Below are 18,162 nucleotides of genomic sequence, written 5' to 3'. Positions count from 1 at the left end.
CCAGGAAATAAAAGGAGAAGGGATGTCTCAGCAGGAAGGCGCAGGGCAGGCGTGCAGCGGCCTGTTCGTCAATCCGGCCGGGCAGCGCCGCAGCGCGTTCCAGCAAGCCTGCGCCGGACTGTTCGACGCCTTGCGCGTGGCCGATGGCGCCGAGCAGGCCCTTGCCATGCTGGCGCAGCAGCCGGCCGACGTGCTGGTGCTCGACCTCGAGTGCTTCGAGATCGGCATCGACCTGCCGGCGCTCGGCCAGCTGGTGGCGCAGCGCGAAGGCAGGCGGGTGCTGGTCCTGTGCCCCTTCGGCAATGCGCGCTGGCTGCCGGCCCTGATGGCCCATGGCCCACTGGCCTACGTGATCGGTCCCCTCGGGCCGGAGGAGCTGTGCCGCGAAGTCGCCGCAGGCCTGCGCGCCGCGTTCTCGCCGGCCCCCGCGGCCGGTCCGGTCGAGGCGGAGCTGGCGGCGCTGCTGGCGGTGCGCAGCAGGGCCCAGGGGGCGCTGGCCGAGGCCGACGACAGCATCCGCTTCGGCGAGCGCCTGTGCCTGGCTCTGCTGGACTGGCCCGGCGTGGTGCATGCCGCGATGTTCCAGCGCCACGAGGGCGGCGATCTGCGGCTGGAAGCGCAGCACGGGCGCGCTGGGCTCGACCTGGCCGCCGTGCTCGGGCGCGGCGAGCGCCTGCTGCAGGCGCCGCTGCGCCATGCCTTTCCCGGACTGCTGGCCGCTGCCAGCGGCGCGACCGTGCTGCTCGATGCCGTCGACAAGGCAGGCGAGCCGCTGCTCGCGCAAGCCTTGCGTGCCCAGGGCGTGCAGATGGTGCTCGGCGTGCCGGTGCCGGCATCGGGTCCGGGCGCGCCGCGCGGCGCCCTCTGCCTGCTGTTCGGGGACGCGCGCCCGCTCTCTGGCGCCCAGCTGTCCGCCCTGGACGACCTGGCGCAGTTGGCCGCCTTCGGGCTGCGCATGGCGGAGCTGATGCGCGAAAGCGAGGAGCTTCTCGGCCGGGTCACCCAGCTGGCGACCCTCGACGCCCTGACCGGCGTGGCGAACCGCCGCCATGGCGAATACCTGATGGAACAGGAGATCAAGCGCGCCCGCCGCTACCGCACGCCGCTGGCCCTGATCGCCTTCGATATCGACCGCTTCCGCAACGTCAACGACGCCTACGGCCACCCGGTGGGCGATATCGCACTGCGCACCGTGGCCGACACCGCGCGCGCCCTGCTGCGCTCGAGCGACGTGCTGGTGCGCTCGGGCGGCGAGGAGTTCCAGGTGATTGCGCCGCACACCAGCGCCATCGACGGCCTGAAAATGGCCGAGAAGCTACGCGCGGCCATCGAAGCCGCCGAGATCCCGGGCTGCGACCGCGTCACGGTCAGCCTGGGCGTGGCGCAGCTGGGCGAACTGGAAAACGGCGATTCGCTGGCGGTGCGCGTGAACGCCGCGCTGGCGCGCGCCAAGCGGGCAGGGCGCAACTGCGTCGAACTGGCGATGCAATAAGCCGCATGATAGGCTAGCGGCTTTTCTGTCGGGCAATACCATATGCTTCAGTGGCTGCAGCACTACCGGCGTTCGATGCTGCCGGGCGACATCAGCGCCGGCATCGTCGTGGCGATGATGATGATCCCCCAGGGCATGGCCTATGCGCTGGTGGCCGGCCTGCCGCCGGTGGCCGGGATCTACGCCAGTATCGTGCCACCGCTGCTGTACGCGCTGTTCGGCACCAGCAGCACCCAGTCGGTCGGCCCGATGGCGATCATCTCCCTGATGACGGCCTCCAGCCTGGCCCCGCTGGCGGCGCCCGGCAGCGCGCTGTATGGCGTGCTGGCCGCGCAATTGGCGCTGTTGTCCGGGGTTGTGCTGCTGGCCTGCGGCCTGCTGCGCATCGGCTTCCTGGCCAACTTCTTTTCCCGTCCCGTGATGAGCGGCTTCACGCTCGGCTCGGCGCTCCTGATCGCCTGGGGCCAGCTGCGGCCGCTGCTGGGCGCCATGCCGCCCGCCGTCCACTGGCCGAGCGCGGCGCTGGGACTGGGCGCGCTGGCCGTGCTGGTCTGGGCGCGGCACTACATGGCCGGCAGCCTGCGCCGCACCGGGCTGCCGCCGGTGGCGGCCGACATCGGCGCCAAGCTGGCGCCCATGCTGGTGGTGATCGGGGCGACCGCGCTGGTGCCGCTGCTGAAGCTGGAAGCGCTCGGCGTGGCCACCACCGGCTCCGTACCGGCGGGACTGCCGGGGCTGAACCTGGCGACGTCAAGCGGGCACTGGCAGGCCTTGCTGCAGCCGGCGCTCCTGATCGGTTTCATGATCTTCCTGATCAGCATGTCCGGCGCGCAGACGCTGGCGCTCAAGCGCGGCGAGAAGCTGGGCAGCAACCAGGAACTGGTGGGCCTGGGCGCGGCCAACATCGGCAGCGCCCTCAGCGGCGGCTTCCCGGTGACCGGCAGCATCTCGCGCTCGGCGGTGAACTTCGCCGCCGGCGCCAACACCCAGCTGGCCAGCATCATCACGGCCGCGCTGCTGGCGCTCGCCCTGGTGGCCCCGACCGGCTGGCTGGCGCTGCTGCCGCTGCCGGTGCTGGCGGCGACCATCATCGTCGCGGTGCTCGGCATGCTCGACCTGTCGACCTTGAGCACCTCGTGGCGCTACGACCGCGCCGACGCGGCGGCGCTGCTGGCCACCGGCGCCGGGGTGCTGGTGCTGGGCGTGGAAGCGGGCGTGGTGGTGGGCGTGGCCTTGTCGATGGGGGCGCTGATCTGGCGCGCCAGCCGTCCCCACATCGCCGTGCTGGGCCGTATCAACGGCACCGAGCACTTCCGCAACGTGGACCGCTATTCGGCCGAGACCGCACCGGGCCTCCTGATGCTGCGCGTGGACGCCGGGCTGTTCTTCGGGAACGTCGAGGCGGTGAACGAACGCATCGAGGACGAACTCGCGGCGCGCCCTGACACGCGCCACCTGGTGCTGGTGCTGTCGGCGGTGAACGCCATCGACACCTCGGCCCTGTTCGGGCTCGGAGAGTTGAACACCTCGCTGCGCCAACGCGGGGTGCTGCTGCACCTGGCCGAGGTGAAGGGGCCGGTGATGGACCGCCTCAAGCACAGCACGCTGCTGCAGGCGCTGGGTGGTCGCCTGTTCCTGAGCGCCGCCATGGCCTGGGACGAACTGGCGCCCGGGCCGGCCGCATGACTAGTTCCTGAATAGCAACGCTGTATTGACAGCGTGTCGACCCGTCATTACGATTGATCAGGCGCAATATCAAATCAGGTGCGACAGGCTTGGGCCTGGAGCGCACGCGCCGAATCGGATAAGGGCAGGGATGACCCGAGATGAGACGCCGGCAACCCGCGTTGCCGTTCGTAGGACAGGCGCGGCGATCGCACTTGCCGCGCTGGCGGCGGGACCGGCCCAGGCGGCCGAGGTCAAGGCCAGCGGCCGGCTGATGGCCGGCAACGTCTACCGGGTGCAGGACCGGGATCCTGATCTCCTCACGAACGTGAATGCCCCCGCCCTTGGCCTGATAGGCTACGGTAACGGGAGCAACGCCGACGACGGCAATACCAACTACGCCAGGGACGAGGCCGCCTCGCGCGCGATCCGTGCCTTGCTCGACATCGCGGCGGCGGACGGCAACTGGTCGGGGCTGGTGCGTATCAAGGCGTGGCACGATGCCGGGCTGGCGCGCGACGGCCGGCCCTGAAGCAACGTCGTCAACGGCTACGGCGCGGGTGCGCCGCTGTCGGATAGGGGCATGCCGCGGCTGTCGCGCTTTTCCGGTGTCGCGCTGCTCGAGGCCTGGATCGAGGGCAAGGCTGAGCTGGCCGGGATGCCGGTACTGGGACGCATCGGGCAGCAATCGACGACCTGGGGCGAGCGCTCGATGACGCCGGGCGGGCTCGAAGCGCTCAATCCGCGCGACCAGCCCGGGCTGCACCGCGCGGCCCCGATCCCGAACGAGGGCATCGTGCCGCGGCCGATGCTGTTCGGGCGCATCGAGCCGGGAGCCGGCCGCGGTTCAAGCCTTGCGCTGGAAGCCTATTACCAGAGCGCCTTCCGCCCGTCCGCGCTCGACGCCTGCGGCACGCTGTGGTCGATGAGCGACTACCTGGTGGAGGGGTGCGACCGTGTCATGAGCGGACAGCCGCTGGTGAGCGACCGCGCCCGCACCGCGCTCGGCGTCTACCAGAAGCGGCTGCCGACCTTGACGCCGAAAGCGAAGGAATTCGGCTTCGGCGCCACCTGGCGCCCCGACCAAGGGCTCGAGCTCGGCGTGTACCATGCCCGCTATCATGCGCGCACCCCGCTGCCTGGCCTGCGCCGCACCCTGCGCCCCGGTGGCCCGGCGCTGCGGCCCGGTGATCCGGACGGACGCAACATGGCGTATTTCACCGAATACACCGAAGGCCTGCGCATCACGGCGGCGACCTTCTCGCGCAAGCGCGCCGGCACCAGCATCCACGGCGAAGTGTCGTACCGCCCCGCGCTGCCGTTCATGCTCGCGCCGGGCGACGTGCTGCCGCCTTTTCTGAGCGCCACGGCGCCATCGCTGTTGCGGGCGCGCGCCGATGCGGTGCCGCCGGGCGGCGTCTTCCACGGCTACGACCTGTATGCGATGTGGCAGGCCCAGGCCGGCGTGCGCCGCGAATGGACCTTGAGCGCGATGGAGCTGGCGTTCGGCGCGGAGGTGGTGGGCAAGCGCGTGCGCGGCCTGCCCGATCCGTCGGTGCTGCGCTACGGGCGCGGGGACAGCTTCGGGGCTGGCGCGGTCCACGGCAACTGCGCGGTGAGCACGCGCGATGCGGCGCGCCAGTGCAGCCTGCGCGGCTACGCGACGCCGCAGGCCTGGGGCTACCGGCTGCGCCTGGATGGGCGGCTGCCACGGCTGGCGCCCGGGCTGGCGGGCAGCGCCAGCCTGCTGTTCGTGCATGACGTAAAGGGCTGGTCGGGCGACCTGCTGCTGAACGAGGGGCGCAAGTCCGCCAACCTCGCGCTGCGCTTCGAGTACCGGCAGCGCTATCTGGCGGAGCTGGGCTACCAGCCCTCGTGGGCTGGGGACTACAACGCGGCGGCGGACCGGGATACGGCCTCGGTGGCGCTCGGGCTGCGCTTTTAGGGCTTCAAGCGCGCCGGCGTTGCGGCTCGGAGGGATCGCGCGGCGGCGCCAGCTTGATCGGCGCGGCCTGGTCGGGATAGAGCGCCTGGCGGCCCTCGTAGACGGCGGCGATGGCGGCCATGTCCCGCTCAGGGTCGCCGCTCAGCTTCAAGGTATGGACCACGCTGAGCACCTTGGCGCGGTAGTCGATGTAGACCAGCAACAGGGGCACATCGGCGGTGGCGGCCAGGTGGTAGAAACCGCTCTTCCAGTGCGGGCGGTAGCTGCGCGTGCCTTCCGGGGTGATGCCGATCCAGCACCAGGACGAGTCGAGCATGGTCTTGGCCAGTTGGCGGGTGGCACCCATCGAGGCGCGCCGGTCGACGGCGATGCCGCCCCAGTAGCGCATGATGCTGCCCATCGGGCCGCGGAACAGCGAATCCTTGGCGACCCAGCGGAACTTCAAGCCGACCGCCCATTTTCCCAGCAGGCCGACCAGGAAATCCCAGTTCGAGGTGTGCGGATAGACCACGGCGATCCCGTGCGGTCCCGGGAGGGGCTTGAAGTGCACCTGCCAGCCGGCCAGGTTCAGCAGGCGAAGCGCAGTGCGCTGGCCCCAGGTGGGAAGTGCTGCGGGGCGCAGCAGGTGTTCGCTCATCGATTCTCCGTCGCGGTTCAAACGCTTTTTTTCGGGCAGCTTTTGTGTTCTACCGGAAAAATAAGCGTCGAATTCTATAGCGAGCTGGAGCGAGGAACAAGCAAAAAAGCTGGTGCCAGACATGAGGTGTGGTTATGATGCCGCTAGTTTTTCGCCAATATTGAAGAGTATTTAACAGATGGATATCACGATTTACCATAATCCGCGCTGCGGCACCTCGCGCAACACCCTGGCAGAGATCCGCGCAGCCGGCCATGAACCGCAGGTGGTCGATTACCTGTCGGCGCCGCCCGCACTGGAACAGCTCGCAGCGATGATTGCCGCGGCCGGCCTGAGCCCGCGCGAGGCCGTGCGCAGCAAGGAGGCCCTGTTCGCTGAACTCGGCCTGGACCAGCCCGGCGTCGACGACGCCGCCTTGCTCGATGCGATGGCGGCGCATCCGATCCTGATCAACCGTCCCTTCGTGGTCACGCCGAAGGGTGTGCGCCTGTGCCGGCCTTTCGAGCTGGTGCACGAGATTCTTTAAGCACCGGCCTTACTGCGCACCCGGCGCCGGCCCGCCCGTCGGTTCCGAGTCGGTATACGGCACCGCGCCGATATCGATCGGCCTCCGCGGCCGCAGCGCGACCGCATCGCCGGCATCCGGCGGCAGGCCCTTGCCGATTGCCGGCGAGCCCGGCTGGAGCCGGAAGTCGGGCGTGGCGAGCGCCCGGCTGTAGTCGGCGAACAGCGGCGCCGCGGCCACGGTGCCGCTGTGCCGGCGTCCCGCCGAGAGCTTCCAGTCGCCGCCGGCGTTCTGGTACACCAGGTTGTTGCGGTAGCTGATGTTCTGGCCGGTCGCACCCTGTTCCATGATGCCGTGGCCGTTGTCGTAGACGATGTTGTTCGCCGTGTGCGTATGGTCGTTGGGGCCCGTGCTGTGATAGAAGTCGCCGCCGCCGACCACGATGCCGGTGCCGCAGCCGACCACCGTGTTGCCGCGGATCGTTACCTTGCTGGCGTCGTGCCACAGGTGGATGCCGGCGCCCGATGTCCGGTAGATGATGTTGTCGCGCACGCTGGCCGTGGTGCTGACGTAGATGCCGTGCATGTAGCGGCACTCGGGCGGGCCGATGTCGTGCACGTTGTTGCCGACCACTTCGGCGTCGCTGCCCTTGTAGTAGCTGTCGACGCCGATGCCGGCTCCGCCCTTGGCCTCGCAGGGCACGTCGTTGCCGATGTGGTGGATGTGGTTGTGGTGGATGCCATTGTGCGAGCCGCCGTTGTAGATGCCGCTCAGCCACTTCATTCCGCTCTGGTACTGGCCGCCGTCGATCTCGAAGCCGATGATGTCGAGGTAGTTGGCGCGGTTGTCCCAGGCCGCCGGCTGGCGCGAGTCGAGCGGCGGCACCAGGCGCGCGCCGCCGCGCTCGGTGGATTCGAAGACGATGCGCGCCTCCGCCGTGCCATGGGTATTGGTGCGTATCCCGCCGAAGTAGGTGCCGGGCGCGACGTGCACCGTGGTGCCGGGGGTGACGGCCTGGGCGGCGCGGGTGAGCGTGCGGAAGGGTTCGTCGCGGGTGCCCGGGTTGCTGTCCGAGCCGGATGGCGCCACGTACAGGTGCGTGCGTACCAGTTCGGGAATCACGAGGTCTTCCTGGCCGGGCTCGCGCAGGCGACAGCCGGACAGCACCGTGGCGCCGAGCAGGATGAAGAGCAGGGCGGCCAACAGCGGGCGTTTGGCGGGCCAGGCAGCGACGAACGGGTAATGGCGCATCTCTCTCTCGTGGCAACGGACGTGACGGAGTCAGTTTGACCCAGCACAAGCGGGAGGGAGGCCGGTTGTCTCAAGGTCTACTTTGAGGACACTCAACACGGCGCATCGGCGCTTCGGCGATCAAGAGGCCTGCACGACGGCCGGCATGTAGGTGTCGATGAACTCGGCCGGCATGCGGCGCGGGCGGCCGCTGCTGATCTCGATACAGACCAGGTCCCAGCACCCGCGCAGGACGGTGGCGCCGTCGCTGTCGCGCAGCAGCTGGAAACGGCGCTGCATGGCGAGCTTGCCGTCGCCGGCGACCAGCCAGGTGGCCAGGGTCAGCGACTCGCCCAGCAAGGTCGGCAGCAGGTAGTCGTATTCTCCGCGCCGGATCGCCATCGCGCGGTCGAGGCGGCGGTAATCGTCCAGCGACAGGCCGAGCTGTTCGGAATGGGCCCAGCCGGCCTGCTCGCACCAGCGCACGTAGACGGCATTGTTGGTGTGGTTCAGGCCGTCGATGTCGCCGGCTTGCGGCGTGACGGGCAGGGTGTAGGGGCGCGGGTAATCCCAGTCCAATGTGACCTCGTGATGCAAAAACGCTTCGGGCGGCATGCGGCCGCGACACCGCCATTGTACGACCCGGCGCCGGGCCGGGTGTCTTGACGCCTCACGCGTCCCAATCCAGCTCGACCAGCAGTGCCTGGTGGTCCGAGCCCTGTTCGCTGGCGTCCACCCGCACCCGCCGCACCCGCTCGGCCAGGTCGGCGCTCGCGAACACGTAGTCGAAAGTAAAGGGAGCGCAGGCTTCCGGACTGGCGTCGTGCAGGCCCACGGTGGGCGCGTGGCGCCGTCCCGGCTGGGCCAGCTGCCAGCAGTCGCGCCAGGGATGGACGCCGTCGCCGAACGGCGCCAGCAGGCGCTGGTGTTCGGGCGAGCCTGGCAGCATGTTGAAGTCGCCGGCCAGCAGGGCCGGCATGGCGCGCGGCGGCATCGCGAAGGGCCCGCGGCCCGGGGCCGGCGGATTGGCCGCATGCAGGCTGGCTTCGCGGTGCAGGTCGCGCAGGCGCTCGACCTGGGCCATGCGCTGGCGCTGCGAGAAGTACTCGAGGTGCATGGCGACGACGCGCAGCGGCCCGCCGGGCGCCGCCACCGTCAGTTCGAGTGCTGTGCGCGGCATGCTCATGACCTCGGGCTCGGATGGCCAGGGCAGGGAGTGGCGCAGGGCCTGCAGGACCGGATGGCGCGAGAACACCATCATGCCGAAGCGGCGGCGCGCAGCATCGGCGGCGTCGGCAGCGGCGGTATCGCAGGCGATGGCCTCGAAGCCGGTATAGCCGGGCAGGCGCTCGCGCAGCATGGCGAACTGGTCTTCGGCGTCCGCCGTATAGCCGCTCGAAACTTCTTGCACACAAAGCATGTCAAAACTGCAAAATCGGTCGAGGCATGCGATGATACGGTCGAGATCTGTCTTGCCGTCCGGGCTGCGGCCGGACTGGATATTCCAGGTGACGAGCTTGAACATGGTGGTCCTTTCTTTGGACCCCACAGGCTAACTGTCGGGGCGGCGCGGACGTTTGAACCAAGTCAGGCGTGCGGGATACTGAAGGAGTGTGAATGTTTACGATGATCCTGCTGCTCTATCTGCAGCAGCACCGCGATGTGAGCCTGGAGAGCACCAGCCTGCGTGGAACTTTCCAGACGAAAAAGGCATGCGAGGCGGCCGCGCTGCGGGCGCGCGGGCCCTTGCCGACGCCGGATGGCTATGCGGCGGCCTGGCACGACGCGATGTGCATCCCGATCAACCGCGGCGTCACCGTCAACGAGGGCAAGCCGCTCGACCTTGGCAAGCTGCTGCAGGGGCGCCCGCCGGTGGTATGCGAAGGCACCGGGGCCTGGCGCCGGGTCCAGGAACTGTGCGCGCCCGCCGCGGGCGGCAAGGTCGGCAAGCGCTGAGGCGCCTAAGCCGGGGTCGTTTCAGTCGCGCTTCCAGTCCCCATGGCTCGGACAGCGGATCAACCCCGCGGCGCCTCCGCCGCCGGCGCTGTCGAACTGGGTGGCCCCGCCGCCGTTCGCGCCTCCGATCTGCGGGCGGACGCTGCCGCCTGTGCGGCACCATACCTTGCCGCCCTGGCGGAAACGGTAGATGACCTGGCCGTCGGGCGCGGTATAGGTGTCGCTGCTCAAGCCGCGACTGCTGTCCTTGTGGGCAGCTTCGAGCGCCTGCCTGAAGCGTCCCATCGGGGTGTCGGCGACTTCCGGCACGCCTGACTTCCCCTTGCGCATCTCGCGGTCGATGATCATGGCGTCGCGTTTCGCGCGCCCGACCATCGCATCGAGTGCGGGTTCAGCCGAAGCGGAAGGGGCCGTGATGGCGAAGGGGTCGGCGGCCGTTGCCGGTATTTCCTGTGGGTGAGTAACGGGTTCCGGCTCGGGCGACGTGCCTGTATCTGCAGCCTCACTACGCGCGCGTCGCTCCTTGGGCATGGCAGGGCGGGGAAGCGGCGGTTCCGAACGGATCCGCGGGAGCTGAGGTGACGGCGGCGGCAAGGGAACCAGGTCGATGAGCTGTTCTGCGCGCGCATCTGGCGCCGGCGGATGCGCGATCCGCCAGCTCCAGGCCAGCAGCAGGTGGACCCCCAGCGTGGCCACCAGGGGCCAGCCGGGCCTGCTGTGTGGGTAGACCGTCACTATCGGCGATTACGCCTTCGGTGCGGTCAATGCCTTCTTGATCGCCACGCAGCGCTGGTCTTCCTGCAGCGTGTCGAGCAGCGAGCGGCGGGTGCCGGCCGACAGGTCCTTCATGGTGTCGGCGGCGCGCTGCAGGCGCTGGACGCTTTGCGGCGTGCAGCCGGCCGGGATCATTGTGCCCGCATAGGTGCGCATGAAGACCGGACCGGCCGCCTTGTCGATCGCCGGCAGCTTGGCCAGGCGCTCGCTCGCGGTCTGTTCGGCCAGCTTGTGCTGCTCGACCGGATACATGGCGCCCATCGCGGTGCGGATGCGCGAGAACGGCAGCTTGGTCTTCAGGTCTTCCACCGTGCCCAGCCACTCGCTCTTGACCTTCGGATCCGGACGCACCACGGTCGCGGCCAGCGCCGCGCCCTGGCCGGTGTCGGACTTGTCGCGCGCCTGCTCGGCTTCGACCAATCCGGCCGCGCCGGGGACGTTGAAGCGGTTCAGGCGGTTGATGATGGCCCAGCGCTGATCCTGGCTGATGTTCAGGCCTTCGGTGCCCTTACCTTCGAGCATGCCGGCCAGGCGCGCCAGCGCTTCCGGGCTGCTCGCCAGGCCCATGTAGGTGCCGAACCAGCGGCGCTGGAAGGCATCGTTGCCGCGGCTGGCCACCACGCCTTGCCAGGCCATGTCTTCCAGCGCCTTGCCGGTCTTCTTCGCGTAGGCATTGTCGAGGCCCATGGCGTCGAGGTAGTACTTCGAGGTGGCGACCTTGCCCAGCACGTCGCCCAGCAGGGTGTAATCCTTCTCCTGAGGCGCGTTGGCGAGCGCCACGTCGATGAATTCGTTGAGCGGCAGCTTGGCGTCGCGCACGCCGTCCCACAGGGCCTGCCACAGCATGGCGCGCAGCAGCGGGTCTTCCACGCCGCCCAGGGTAGTGCGGGCGGTCTCGAAAGAGCGCTTGTCGAGGTTGACCTTCACGAAGCCCCAGTCCTGGTAGTTCGGGTACACCAGGTCGGGACAGGCGCTGCCGACCATGCCGGCGACATTGGTCTTGGCGCCGGAATAGGTCACCGGCACGTTCTTGGCCAGCACCAGCTTGCCGTTCTCGCGCTTGAAGGCGCCTACCTGCACGCGCTGCTCGCGCAGGGTCGGCAAGGCCTTGCTCGGCGCGGTCTGGGCCAGCGAGAAGTTGCTGATTTTTCCGTTCGAGCAGCTGTAGTTGGCGGTGATGGTGTTCACGCCGGCCTGGTACAGCCATTCCTGGCTCCACTTGGACAGGTCGCGGCCGGCCGCTTCGCCCAGACTCTTGATGAAGTCGTCGAGCGTGGCGTTCTGCCAGGAGTATTTCACCAGGTAGTTGTGCACGCCCTTGCGGAAGGTTTCCTCACCCAGCATGTGGCGCAGCTGCTTCAGGGTCGACGCGCCTTTCGAATAGGTGATCGCGTCGATGTTGTCGAAGGCATTGGCCGAGGAGGGCACCGGCACCTCGATCGGGTGGGTCGAGACCTTCTGGTCCATGGTGTAGGCGCCCTGCTTGTCTTCCTGGTAAAAGGCCTGCCAGGCGTCCTTGAATTCGGTGGCTTCGGCGGTGGCCAGGGTCGCCATGAAGGACGCGAAGCTCTCGTTCAGCCACAGGCCGTTCCACCACTTCATGGTGACCAGGTCGCCGAACCACTGGTGCGCCATCTCGTGCATGATGACTTCGGCCAGGCGCATCTTCTGCGCCGGGGTCATCTCGGCCTTGTACAGGAAGCCGGCTTCGGCGAAGGTGATCGCGGCGGCGTTCTCCATGGCGCCGTACAGGAAGTCAGGCACCAGGAGCTGGTCGTATTTCTCGAACTGGTAAGGGATGCCGTAGTAGTTGTCGAAGAACTCCAGGCCGGCCTTGGTGTAGCGGAACCAGTCGGCTGGGGTCACCTGCTTGGCCACCGACTGGCGCGCAAACAGACGCATCGGGTACTTGCCGCTCTTGTCTTCCCAGACCTGGTACGGGCCGGCGTGCATCGAGAAATTGTAGGGGCTGAGCTTCTTGGTCTTCGGGAAGGTCCAGCGCTTGCCGCCGCTTGCATCCGCAATGTTCGACTCGCGCGTCGTGGTGATCACGTGCCAGTCGGCCGGGGCATTCACGGTGACGGTGTAGGTGGCCTTCAGGTCGGGTTGGTCGAACACGGCGAACATCTGGTGCGCTGCGGCCGGCTCGAAGTGCGAATAAGTATAGACCCGGTTATCGACCGGGTCGACCATGCGGTGCAGGCCTTCGCCGTTGGTGCTGTGCGGGCGCTCGTAGCTGATTGTGACGGTGTTGCGGCCCTTGGCCAGGTGTTCCGGCGCCAGGGTGACGAACCAGTTGTTGTAGCGGGTCGGGACCTGCTTGCCGTTGATGCTGACCGACTTGACGGTCGCCTTGTCGAGGTCGATGGTCAGGGCCGAGTCGGTATCCTTGAGGTCGAAGCTGACGGTGGTGGTGCCGGCGAAGTTTTCCTTGCCGGTGAGCGTGAAATCGAGCACGTAGTCCACGTTCGACACGCGGCTTGACCTGGCCATGGCGTCGGCTTCCGAGAGGTAGGCGTTCTCGGCGCGCGCAGCGCCGGCAACTGCGGGCGCAGCGCTTGCGGCGTTGAAGACGAAAGCGGAAGCGATGGCGAATGCCATGGCGCGGGGGGCGAAGTGTTTCACGTGGTCTCCTGGGACGGCGCAGGCTCGGTGCGCGATAAAAATAATCGCGCAAGAATAGCATGAGCGGGGTGTCGTTTACACCACATACATATACGAAAACAGAACGTACGTACGGGTGCGGAGCGAAGCGTGCTGCACAAATAAAAACGGGTTCCCGCGAAGGGGAACCCGTTTCGGTGGACGACGGCCGAATCAGTTCAGCGTCGGGTAGTCGATATACCCCTCCGCCCCGGGCGCATAGAACAGCTCCGGTCGCGGCTGGTTCAGCGGCGCATCCTGCTTCAGGCGCTTCGGCAGGTCAGGATTGGCGATGAACCACACGCCGAAGGCCACCGCATCGGCCGCGCCCGACTCGATCAGCTGCTGCGCGCTTTCCTTGGTCAGCTTTTCGTTGGCGATGTAGACGCCGCCGAATTCCTTCTTCAGGTGCGCGCCCAGGCTGTCGCCGCCGACGGCTTCGCGCGCGCAGATGAAGGCGATGCCGCGCTTGCCGAGTTCGCGCGCGACGTAGCCGAAGGTCTCGCGCGGGTTGGAGTCGCCCATGTCGTGCGAATCGCGGCGCGGCGCCAGGTGCATGCCGACGCGGTCGGCGCCCCACACCTCGATGCAGGCGTCGGTCACTTCGAGCATCAGGCGGGCGCGGTTCTCGACCGAGCCGCCATACTGGTCGCTGCGCTGGTTGGTGGAGTCCTGCAGGAACTGGTCGAGCAGGTAGCCGTTGGCGCCGTGGATCTCCACGCCGTCGAAACCGGCCTTTTTCGCGTTCTCGGCACCCTTGCGGTATGCCGCGACGATTGCCGGGATCTCATGGGTTTCGAGCGCGCGCGGGGTGGCATAGTCGCGCATCGGACGCAGCAGGCTCACGTGGCCCTTCGGTTGAATCGCGGACGGTGCGACCGGCAGCTGGCCGTCGAGGAAGTGCGGGTCCGAGATGCGGCCCACGTGCCACAGCTGCAGGACGATGCGTCCGCCTGCCTTGTGCACGGCGTCGGTGACGATCTTCCAGCCTTCGACCTGTTCGTCCGACCAGATGCCCGGGGTGTCGGCATAGCCCACGCCCATCGGGGTCACGGCGGTGGCTTCCGACAGGATCAGGCCGGCCGAGGCGCGCTGCACGTAGTATTCGGCCATCATCGCGTTCGGCACGCGACCGCCGCCGACGGCGCGCGAGCGGGTCAGCGGCGCCATGATGATGCGGTTCGGCAGTTCGAGTGCGCCTACTTTGATCGGGTCAAACATTGTTGCCATCGTTGGAGTACTCCTAAAGTCCGTCGTTCAGTTGATCGAGGAAGGCCTGGATGACCTCCTCGTTTCGCTGGAAGAAGATGAACTGTCCGACGCGCCGCGTGCTCACCAGCCCTGCCTTGTGCAGGGTCGCCAGGTGCGCCGAGACCGTCGATTGCGACAGCTTGGCGCGCTGGTCGATCAGCTTGCAGCACACGCCCATGTCGAGCGGGTGCTCCTGCTCGGCGAAATGCTGCTGCGGATCCTTCAGCCAATGCAGGATCTGGCGCCGCACAGGGTTGGCCAGGGCCTTGTGGATCGCGTCGATGTCCATGAGCTCTTCCTTATATCGGGTTCTTTCGATCCGAATATCGTCATCTTACGATATATCGGAAAACCCTGCTGGCGACGGCTTCAGCAGGGTTGTGCTTATTCCCGGCCGAAGCGCGGGTTCGGGCGGGTCAGGTAGTACCACTCCGAGTTGGCATTGGCCTTGGCGTCCGGGAACAGGATGCGGCCGCTGAACTCGGCCACCACCTTGCTGCCGTCGGCGCGCACGCCGATCTCGTCGCCCTCGTTCACGGGATCGAAACTGGCCCAGGCGCGGCTGAACGCGTCGTCGGCGTGCAGCTTGTCGTGCACCACGACCATCGACAGGGCTTCCATCTCGTCGAAGGGCACCGGCTCCGGATCGGGCGCCGCGATCAGCTCCAGGTGCGCCAGCGTGTTCATGATGGCGCGGTAGGCCACTTCCGGCGCGGTCGGATCGACGTGCTGGCCGCATTCGAGCGTGAGCGCGTAGCCGCCCGTGGTACGCATGTATTCGGTGGTGCCGACGCCGTAGCGCAGCACGGTTTCCAGTTCGTCGGCATTGCGGCTGCGGCGCTTGACGCCGTCGCCGTAGGCGGCCAGCCAGCCGTCCACGAAGCGCTTCACGCCCAGGCGGCGCGCCCATGCGCGTTCCTTCTCGGCGTGCTGGAAGGGCTGCAGGGTGCCGTCGTTGTTGAGCGGGCCGACCATCACGAAAGGCTGGCCGCCCACCGCGTTGAAGGAGTGCAGGTCGAGCAGCACGTCGTGCTGGGCGAGCAGGGGGCACAGCCAATTGGCGATCTGGTCCTCGAAATCCTGCGGGTCTTCCTTGGGGAACAGGTTGCGGTTCAGGTTGCGGTCGCCGTTGCGGGTGTTCTGCTCGTAGGCCTTCGGGTTCACGATCGGCACGAAGGTCACGCTGCCGGCCGCGATGTGCAGGCGGCCACTGTCGATTTCTTCCATCACGCGGCGGATGGCGTTGGTGCCGCAAACTTCGTTGCCATGGGTCGCGCCCATGATGATGACGCGCGGGCCCGGCTGCAGGCCGGTGTAGTTGACGGACTTGAATTGGTACTGGCTCGGAGAAGTCATGCGGTGCTGATCCGGGAAAAGGGAGTGGAAGGTTTCGGGTGCCGACATTTTATCGGCAAACAGTGGCGGATGCCGAAGGGCCGTGGCATGATCCGCAATTCCCAACCAGAACGGCCAGCATGTCCTCCATCTCCACCCGCGTCCACGGCCTCGACACCTTGCGTGCGCTCGCCGTGACGCTGGTCGTCCTGCACCATTACGTGCTGTTCGTCAGCGATGCGCCGACCTTCGGCTGGGTGGGCGAGGTCGGCTGGGTCGGGGTCGACCTGTTCTTTGCGCTGTCCGGCTACCTGATCGGCAACCAGATCTTTGCAAGCTTGAAAAGCCCGGGCGGTTTCTCGCTGAAGCACTTCTATGCGCGCCGCCTGCTGCGCACCTTGCCGAACTACTGGGTGGTGCTGGCCCTGTACTTCCTGTGGCCGGCCTTTCGCGGCGACGCGCCCTTGCTGCCGCTGTGGGAGTACGCGACATTCATCCAGAACTTCGCACTGGAGCCGGGCAGCGCCTTCTCGCACTCCTGGTCGCTGGCGATCGAGGAACAGTTTTATATGCTGCTGCCGGCCGTGGCCTTGCTGGGCATCCTGTTCGGCGGCTCGTTGCGCCTGGCCTGGACCGGGATCGCGCTCGCCTTCATTGCCGGTATGCTGATCCGCGCCGAGCTGTGGGAGGAGATGGCGGGACAGAACTATAAGCTTTACTTCTATTTCAAGTACATTTATTACTCAAGCTTATGCAGGTATGACGAGCTGCTGGCCGGCGTGGCGCTGGCGCTGCTGCGCAACCACCATGCCGGGGTTTGGGCGCACCTGACCCGGCATGGCAACCTGATGGGCGTACTGGGCCTGCTTTCATGTGGGGTGGCGTTCTGGTTCTTCCTCGACGACCGCTACGGCTTCGGGATCACCGTGTTCGGTTTTCCATTGATGGCGCTGGGTTTTTCCTTGCTGATCGTAGCAAGCGTGTCGGAGCATTCGCTGCTGCGAGGCCTGCGGGTGCCCGGCGCCGGCGCGCTGGCGCTGTGGTCCTACGCGATCTACCTGCTGCACAAACCGGTGTGCGTGATGGCGGCGAAGTGGATGAAGGGGCAGGGCTACGGCGCCGAGCATCCGCTGACGATCACGGCGCTGCTGGTGCTGTCGGTCTTGAGCGGCTGGCTGCTGTACAAGCTGGTGGAGACGCCCTGCATGCTGCTGCGCGAACGCTACGTGCCGAGCAATGCTGCGCGGCCGGACATGCTCAGCCCCGCGCCTCGATGACGCCAAACGCCGCCGGCGCATCCGCCAGGTAGGCAAGAATCGCATTCGCCTGAACGTGCGGCTCGTAGCCCGAGGTGTCGCGAATCGCCTGGCGCAGCCCCGGCACGGTCTCCACCGTATGCGGACTGCGGTAGGCCGCCACCAGGAGCGCCGCCAGGTCGACCGGCGCCCCCTGGCCGCGCCGCAGGCGCCCCTCGATCATGCCCAGCAGGGTGCGCTGCATGCGCGGCGTCGGGTTGAGGATCTCGCCGAACAGGGAAGGGGTGTTGGCGATCGCTTCGCACATGCGCTGCTCGATCGCGTCGGGTTTCAGGTCCGAGGGGATGTCGAAATAGGCCTTGTTCCAGCGCGTGCGCGCATAGGCGTGGCCGGGCGGGAAGGAGTCGGCCGTTTCGAAGCCGAGTGCGCGGCTGGCGCGGCCCAGCAGGTCGGCCAGGGTGTCGATCAGGGGCATAAAAAAACGGGATGAGCAAGCGTCATCCCGTCAGTGTAGCAGGCGGCAATAGCGGGCTGCAAAGCCTCAGGCTGCAAACCGCCCCGCCCGGAAATCGTCGAAGGCCTGGTACAGCTCTTCGGTGGTGTTCATCACGAACGGGCCGTGCTGCGCGATCGGCTCGTTCAGCGGACGCCCCGCCAGCAGGATCAGCCGGGTCGGCTCGAGCGCCTTGATGCGCACCCCGTCGGCGCCCGCGGCATTGTCCAGCACCGCCATGCGCGTCTTGGCCACGCCCTTGCCCTCGACCACCGCTTCGCCCCGGTACACGTACAGGAAGGCGTTATGCCCCTGCGGGATCGGCTGCTCGAAGCTGACGCCGGCCGGGATCTCGATGTCGAGGTAGAGCGGCAAGGTGTGCTCGCGCTGCACCGCGCCCGTCACGCCGTGGGTCTCGCCCGCGATCACCTGCACGGTCACGCCGTCGCCGCTGGTAAAGCGCGGCACTTCCTCGGTCGGGATGTCGCGGTACCACGGCTCCATCATCTTGTCCTTGGCGGGCAGGTTGAGCCACAGCTGGAAGCCTTCCATCAGGCCTTCGTCCTGCTCCGGCATCTCGGAGTGGATCACGCCGCGGCCGGCCGTCATCCACTGCACGCCGCCATTGGTCACCAGGCCCTCGTTGCCGGCGCTGTCGCGGTGGCGCATGCGGCCGTTGAGCATGTAGGTCACGGTCTCGAAGCCGCGGTGCGGGTGCTCCGGGAAGCCGGCGATGTAGTCGCCCGCCTTGTCGCTGCCGAAGGCGTCCAGCATCAGGAAGGGGTCAAGGCGGCGCTGCAGGGAACCGGTCAGCACGCGGTTGATCTTCACGCCCGCGCCGTCCATCACGAACTGACCCTGGATCAGGCGTTCGACGCCGCGCGATTTTGCGATCGATGCGGTATTGGTTTGCTGGGTCATGCTGTTCTCCTCGTGTGTTGATCGGTAATGCGCCGCCGTGGGGCGGCGCGATTCCAGGT

16 protein-coding genes and 1 pseudogene are annotated in these 18,162 nt (G+C 67.6%); 6 read left to right on the top strand and 11 right to left on the bottom strand.

The features are described 5' to 3' along the window. The first annotated feature begins 22 nt into the window (after window positions 1-22). From ACK6C6_RS12675 to ACK6C6_RS12665, 3 genes and pseudogenes are all read left to right on the top strand, one after another. Entirely contained in the window at window positions 23-1,492 is a 1,470-nt protein-coding gene (locus ACK6C6_RS12675; protein WP_409267609.1) for a diguanylate cyclase, read from the top strand. A 42-nt stretch (window positions 1,493-1,534) separates the two neighbouring features. After that, window positions 1,535-3,178: a SulP family inorganic anion transporter gene (locus tag ACK6C6_RS12670; RefSeq protein WP_409267608.1), complete on the top strand. Its 1,644-nt coding sequence runs from the start codon at window positions 1,535-1,537 to the stop codon at window positions 3,176-3,178. A 130-nt stretch (window positions 3,179-3,308) separates the two neighbouring features. Next, window positions 3,309-5,102 (top strand): annotated as a pseudogene (locus ACK6C6_RS12665) (DUF1302 domain-containing protein). A gap of 4 nt (window positions 5,103-5,106) precedes the next feature. On the opposite strand, the gene ACK6C6_RS12660 reads toward ACK6C6_RS12665, so the two are convergent. After that, the gene (locus ACK6C6_RS12660) at window positions 5,107-5,739 is read right to left on the bottom strand and encodes a 1-acyl-sn-glycerol-3-phosphate acyltransferase (protein WP_292040993.1); all 633 of its coding nucleotides are present in this window, start codon (window positions 5,737-5,739) and stop codon (window positions 5,107-5,109) included. A 178-nt stretch (window positions 5,740-5,917) separates the two neighbouring features. Here ACK6C6_RS12660 and arsC point away from each other — a divergent pair, with 178 nt between their 5' ends. After that, window positions 5,918-6,265 (top strand): arsenate reductase (glutaredoxin), encoded by a 348-nt coding sequence (arsC, locus tag ACK6C6_RS12655; RefSeq protein WP_409267607.1) that lies wholly within the window; start codon window positions 5,918-5,920, stop codon window positions 6,263-6,265. Window positions 6,266-6,274: 9 nt separating this feature from the next. On the opposite strand, the gene ACK6C6_RS12650 is transcribed toward arsC, so the two are convergent. The 3 genes from ACK6C6_RS12650 to ACK6C6_RS12640 all read right to left on the bottom strand — a co-directional run bounded on the left by ACK6C6_RS12650 (window position 6,275) and on the right by ACK6C6_RS12640 (window position 8,999). Beyond that, window positions 6,275-7,495, bottom strand: coding sequence for a DUF1565 domain-containing protein (locus ACK6C6_RS12650; protein WP_409267606.1), 1,221 nt, complete (start codon window positions 7,493-7,495; stop codon window positions 6,275-6,277). 120 nt (window positions 7,496-7,615) lie between these two features. Further along, window positions 7,616-8,053, bottom strand: a complete 438-nt coding sequence (locus tag ACK6C6_RS12645) for an acyl-CoA thioesterase (protein ID WP_409267605.1) — start codon at window positions 8,051-8,053, stop codon at window positions 7,616-7,618. Window positions 8,054-8,144: 91 nt separating this feature from the next. Then, window positions 8,145-8,999, bottom strand: coding sequence for an endonuclease/exonuclease/phosphatase family protein (locus ACK6C6_RS12640; protein ID WP_409267604.1), 855 nt, complete (start codon window positions 8,997-8,999; stop codon window positions 8,145-8,147). A 92-nt stretch (window positions 9,000-9,091) separates the two neighbouring features. Here ACK6C6_RS12640 and ACK6C6_RS12635 point away from each other — a divergent pair, with 92 nt between their 5' ends. Further along, a complete protein-coding gene (locus ACK6C6_RS12635) occupies window positions 9,092-9,430 on the top strand; it encodes a hypothetical protein (RefSeq protein ID WP_409267603.1) in 339 nt (112 codons plus the stop codon). A 21-nt stretch (window positions 9,431-9,451) separates the two neighbouring features. On the opposite strand, the gene ACK6C6_RS12630 is transcribed toward ACK6C6_RS12635, so the two are convergent. The 5 genes from ACK6C6_RS12630 to ACK6C6_RS12610 form a co-directional block, all read right to left on the bottom strand. Further along, window positions 9,452-9,778, bottom strand: a complete 327-nt coding sequence (locus tag ACK6C6_RS12630; protein WP_409267602.1) for a hypothetical protein — start codon at window positions 9,776-9,778, stop codon at window positions 9,452-9,454. 396 nt (window positions 9,779-10,174) lie between these two features. Further along, on the bottom strand, window positions 10,175-12,829 hold the full coding sequence (gene pepN / locus ACK6C6_RS12625; RefSeq protein ID WP_409267601.1) for an aminopeptidase N: 2,655 nt from the start codon (window positions 12,827-12,829) through the stop codon (window positions 10,175-10,177). 192 nt (window positions 12,830-13,021) lie between these two features. Then, the gene (locus ACK6C6_RS12620; RefSeq protein WP_209586910.1) at window positions 13,022-14,077 is read right to left on the bottom strand and encodes an alkene reductase; all 1,056 of its coding nucleotides are present in this window, start codon (window positions 14,075-14,077) and stop codon (window positions 13,022-13,024) included. A 13-nt stretch (window positions 14,078-14,090) separates the two neighbouring features. Then, window positions 14,091-14,387: a helix-turn-helix transcriptional regulator gene (locus ACK6C6_RS12615; protein WP_027868136.1), complete on the bottom strand. Its 297-nt coding sequence runs from the start codon at window positions 14,385-14,387 to the stop codon at window positions 14,091-14,093. Between the two features lie 95 nt (window positions 14,388-14,482). Next, a complete protein-coding gene (locus ACK6C6_RS12610) occupies window positions 14,483-15,454 on the bottom strand; it encodes a succinylglutamate desuccinylase/aspartoacylase family protein (RefSeq protein ID WP_409267600.1) in 972 nt (323 codons plus the stop codon). A 119-nt stretch (window positions 15,455-15,573) separates the two neighbouring features. Here ACK6C6_RS12610 and ACK6C6_RS12605 point away from each other — a divergent pair, with 119 nt between their 5' ends. Further along, window positions 15,574-16,710 (top strand): acyltransferase family protein, encoded by a 1,137-nt coding sequence (locus ACK6C6_RS12605; RefSeq protein WP_409267599.1) that lies wholly within the window; start codon window positions 15,574-15,576, stop codon window positions 16,708-16,710. On the opposite strand, the gene ACK6C6_RS12600 is transcribed toward ACK6C6_RS12605, so the two are convergent. Both ACK6C6_RS12600 and ACK6C6_RS12595 read right to left on the bottom strand, forming a co-directional pair. Beyond that, window positions 16,691-17,164, bottom strand: coding sequence for a hypothetical protein (locus ACK6C6_RS12600; RefSeq protein WP_209586907.1), 474 nt, complete (start codon window positions 17,162-17,164; stop codon window positions 16,691-16,693). The genes ACK6C6_RS12605 and ACK6C6_RS12600 overlap by 20 nt on opposite strands. Window positions 17,165-17,230: 66 nt before the next feature. Further along, complete coding sequence (locus tag ACK6C6_RS12595; RefSeq protein ID WP_409267598.1) at window positions 17,231-18,103, bottom strand: pirin family protein; 873 nt, start codon at window positions 18,101-18,103, stop codon at window positions 17,231-17,233. Window positions 18,104-18,162 lie beyond the last annotated feature (59 nt).

It is taken from the genome of Massilia sp. BHUDP2 (assembly GCF_046236355.1).
GTDB classification, from domain to species: domain Bacteria; phylum Pseudomonadota; class Gammaproteobacteria; order Burkholderiales; family Burkholderiaceae_D; genus Telluria; species Telluria varians.
This window is presented reverse-complemented; position numbering and strand designations above follow the sequence as displayed.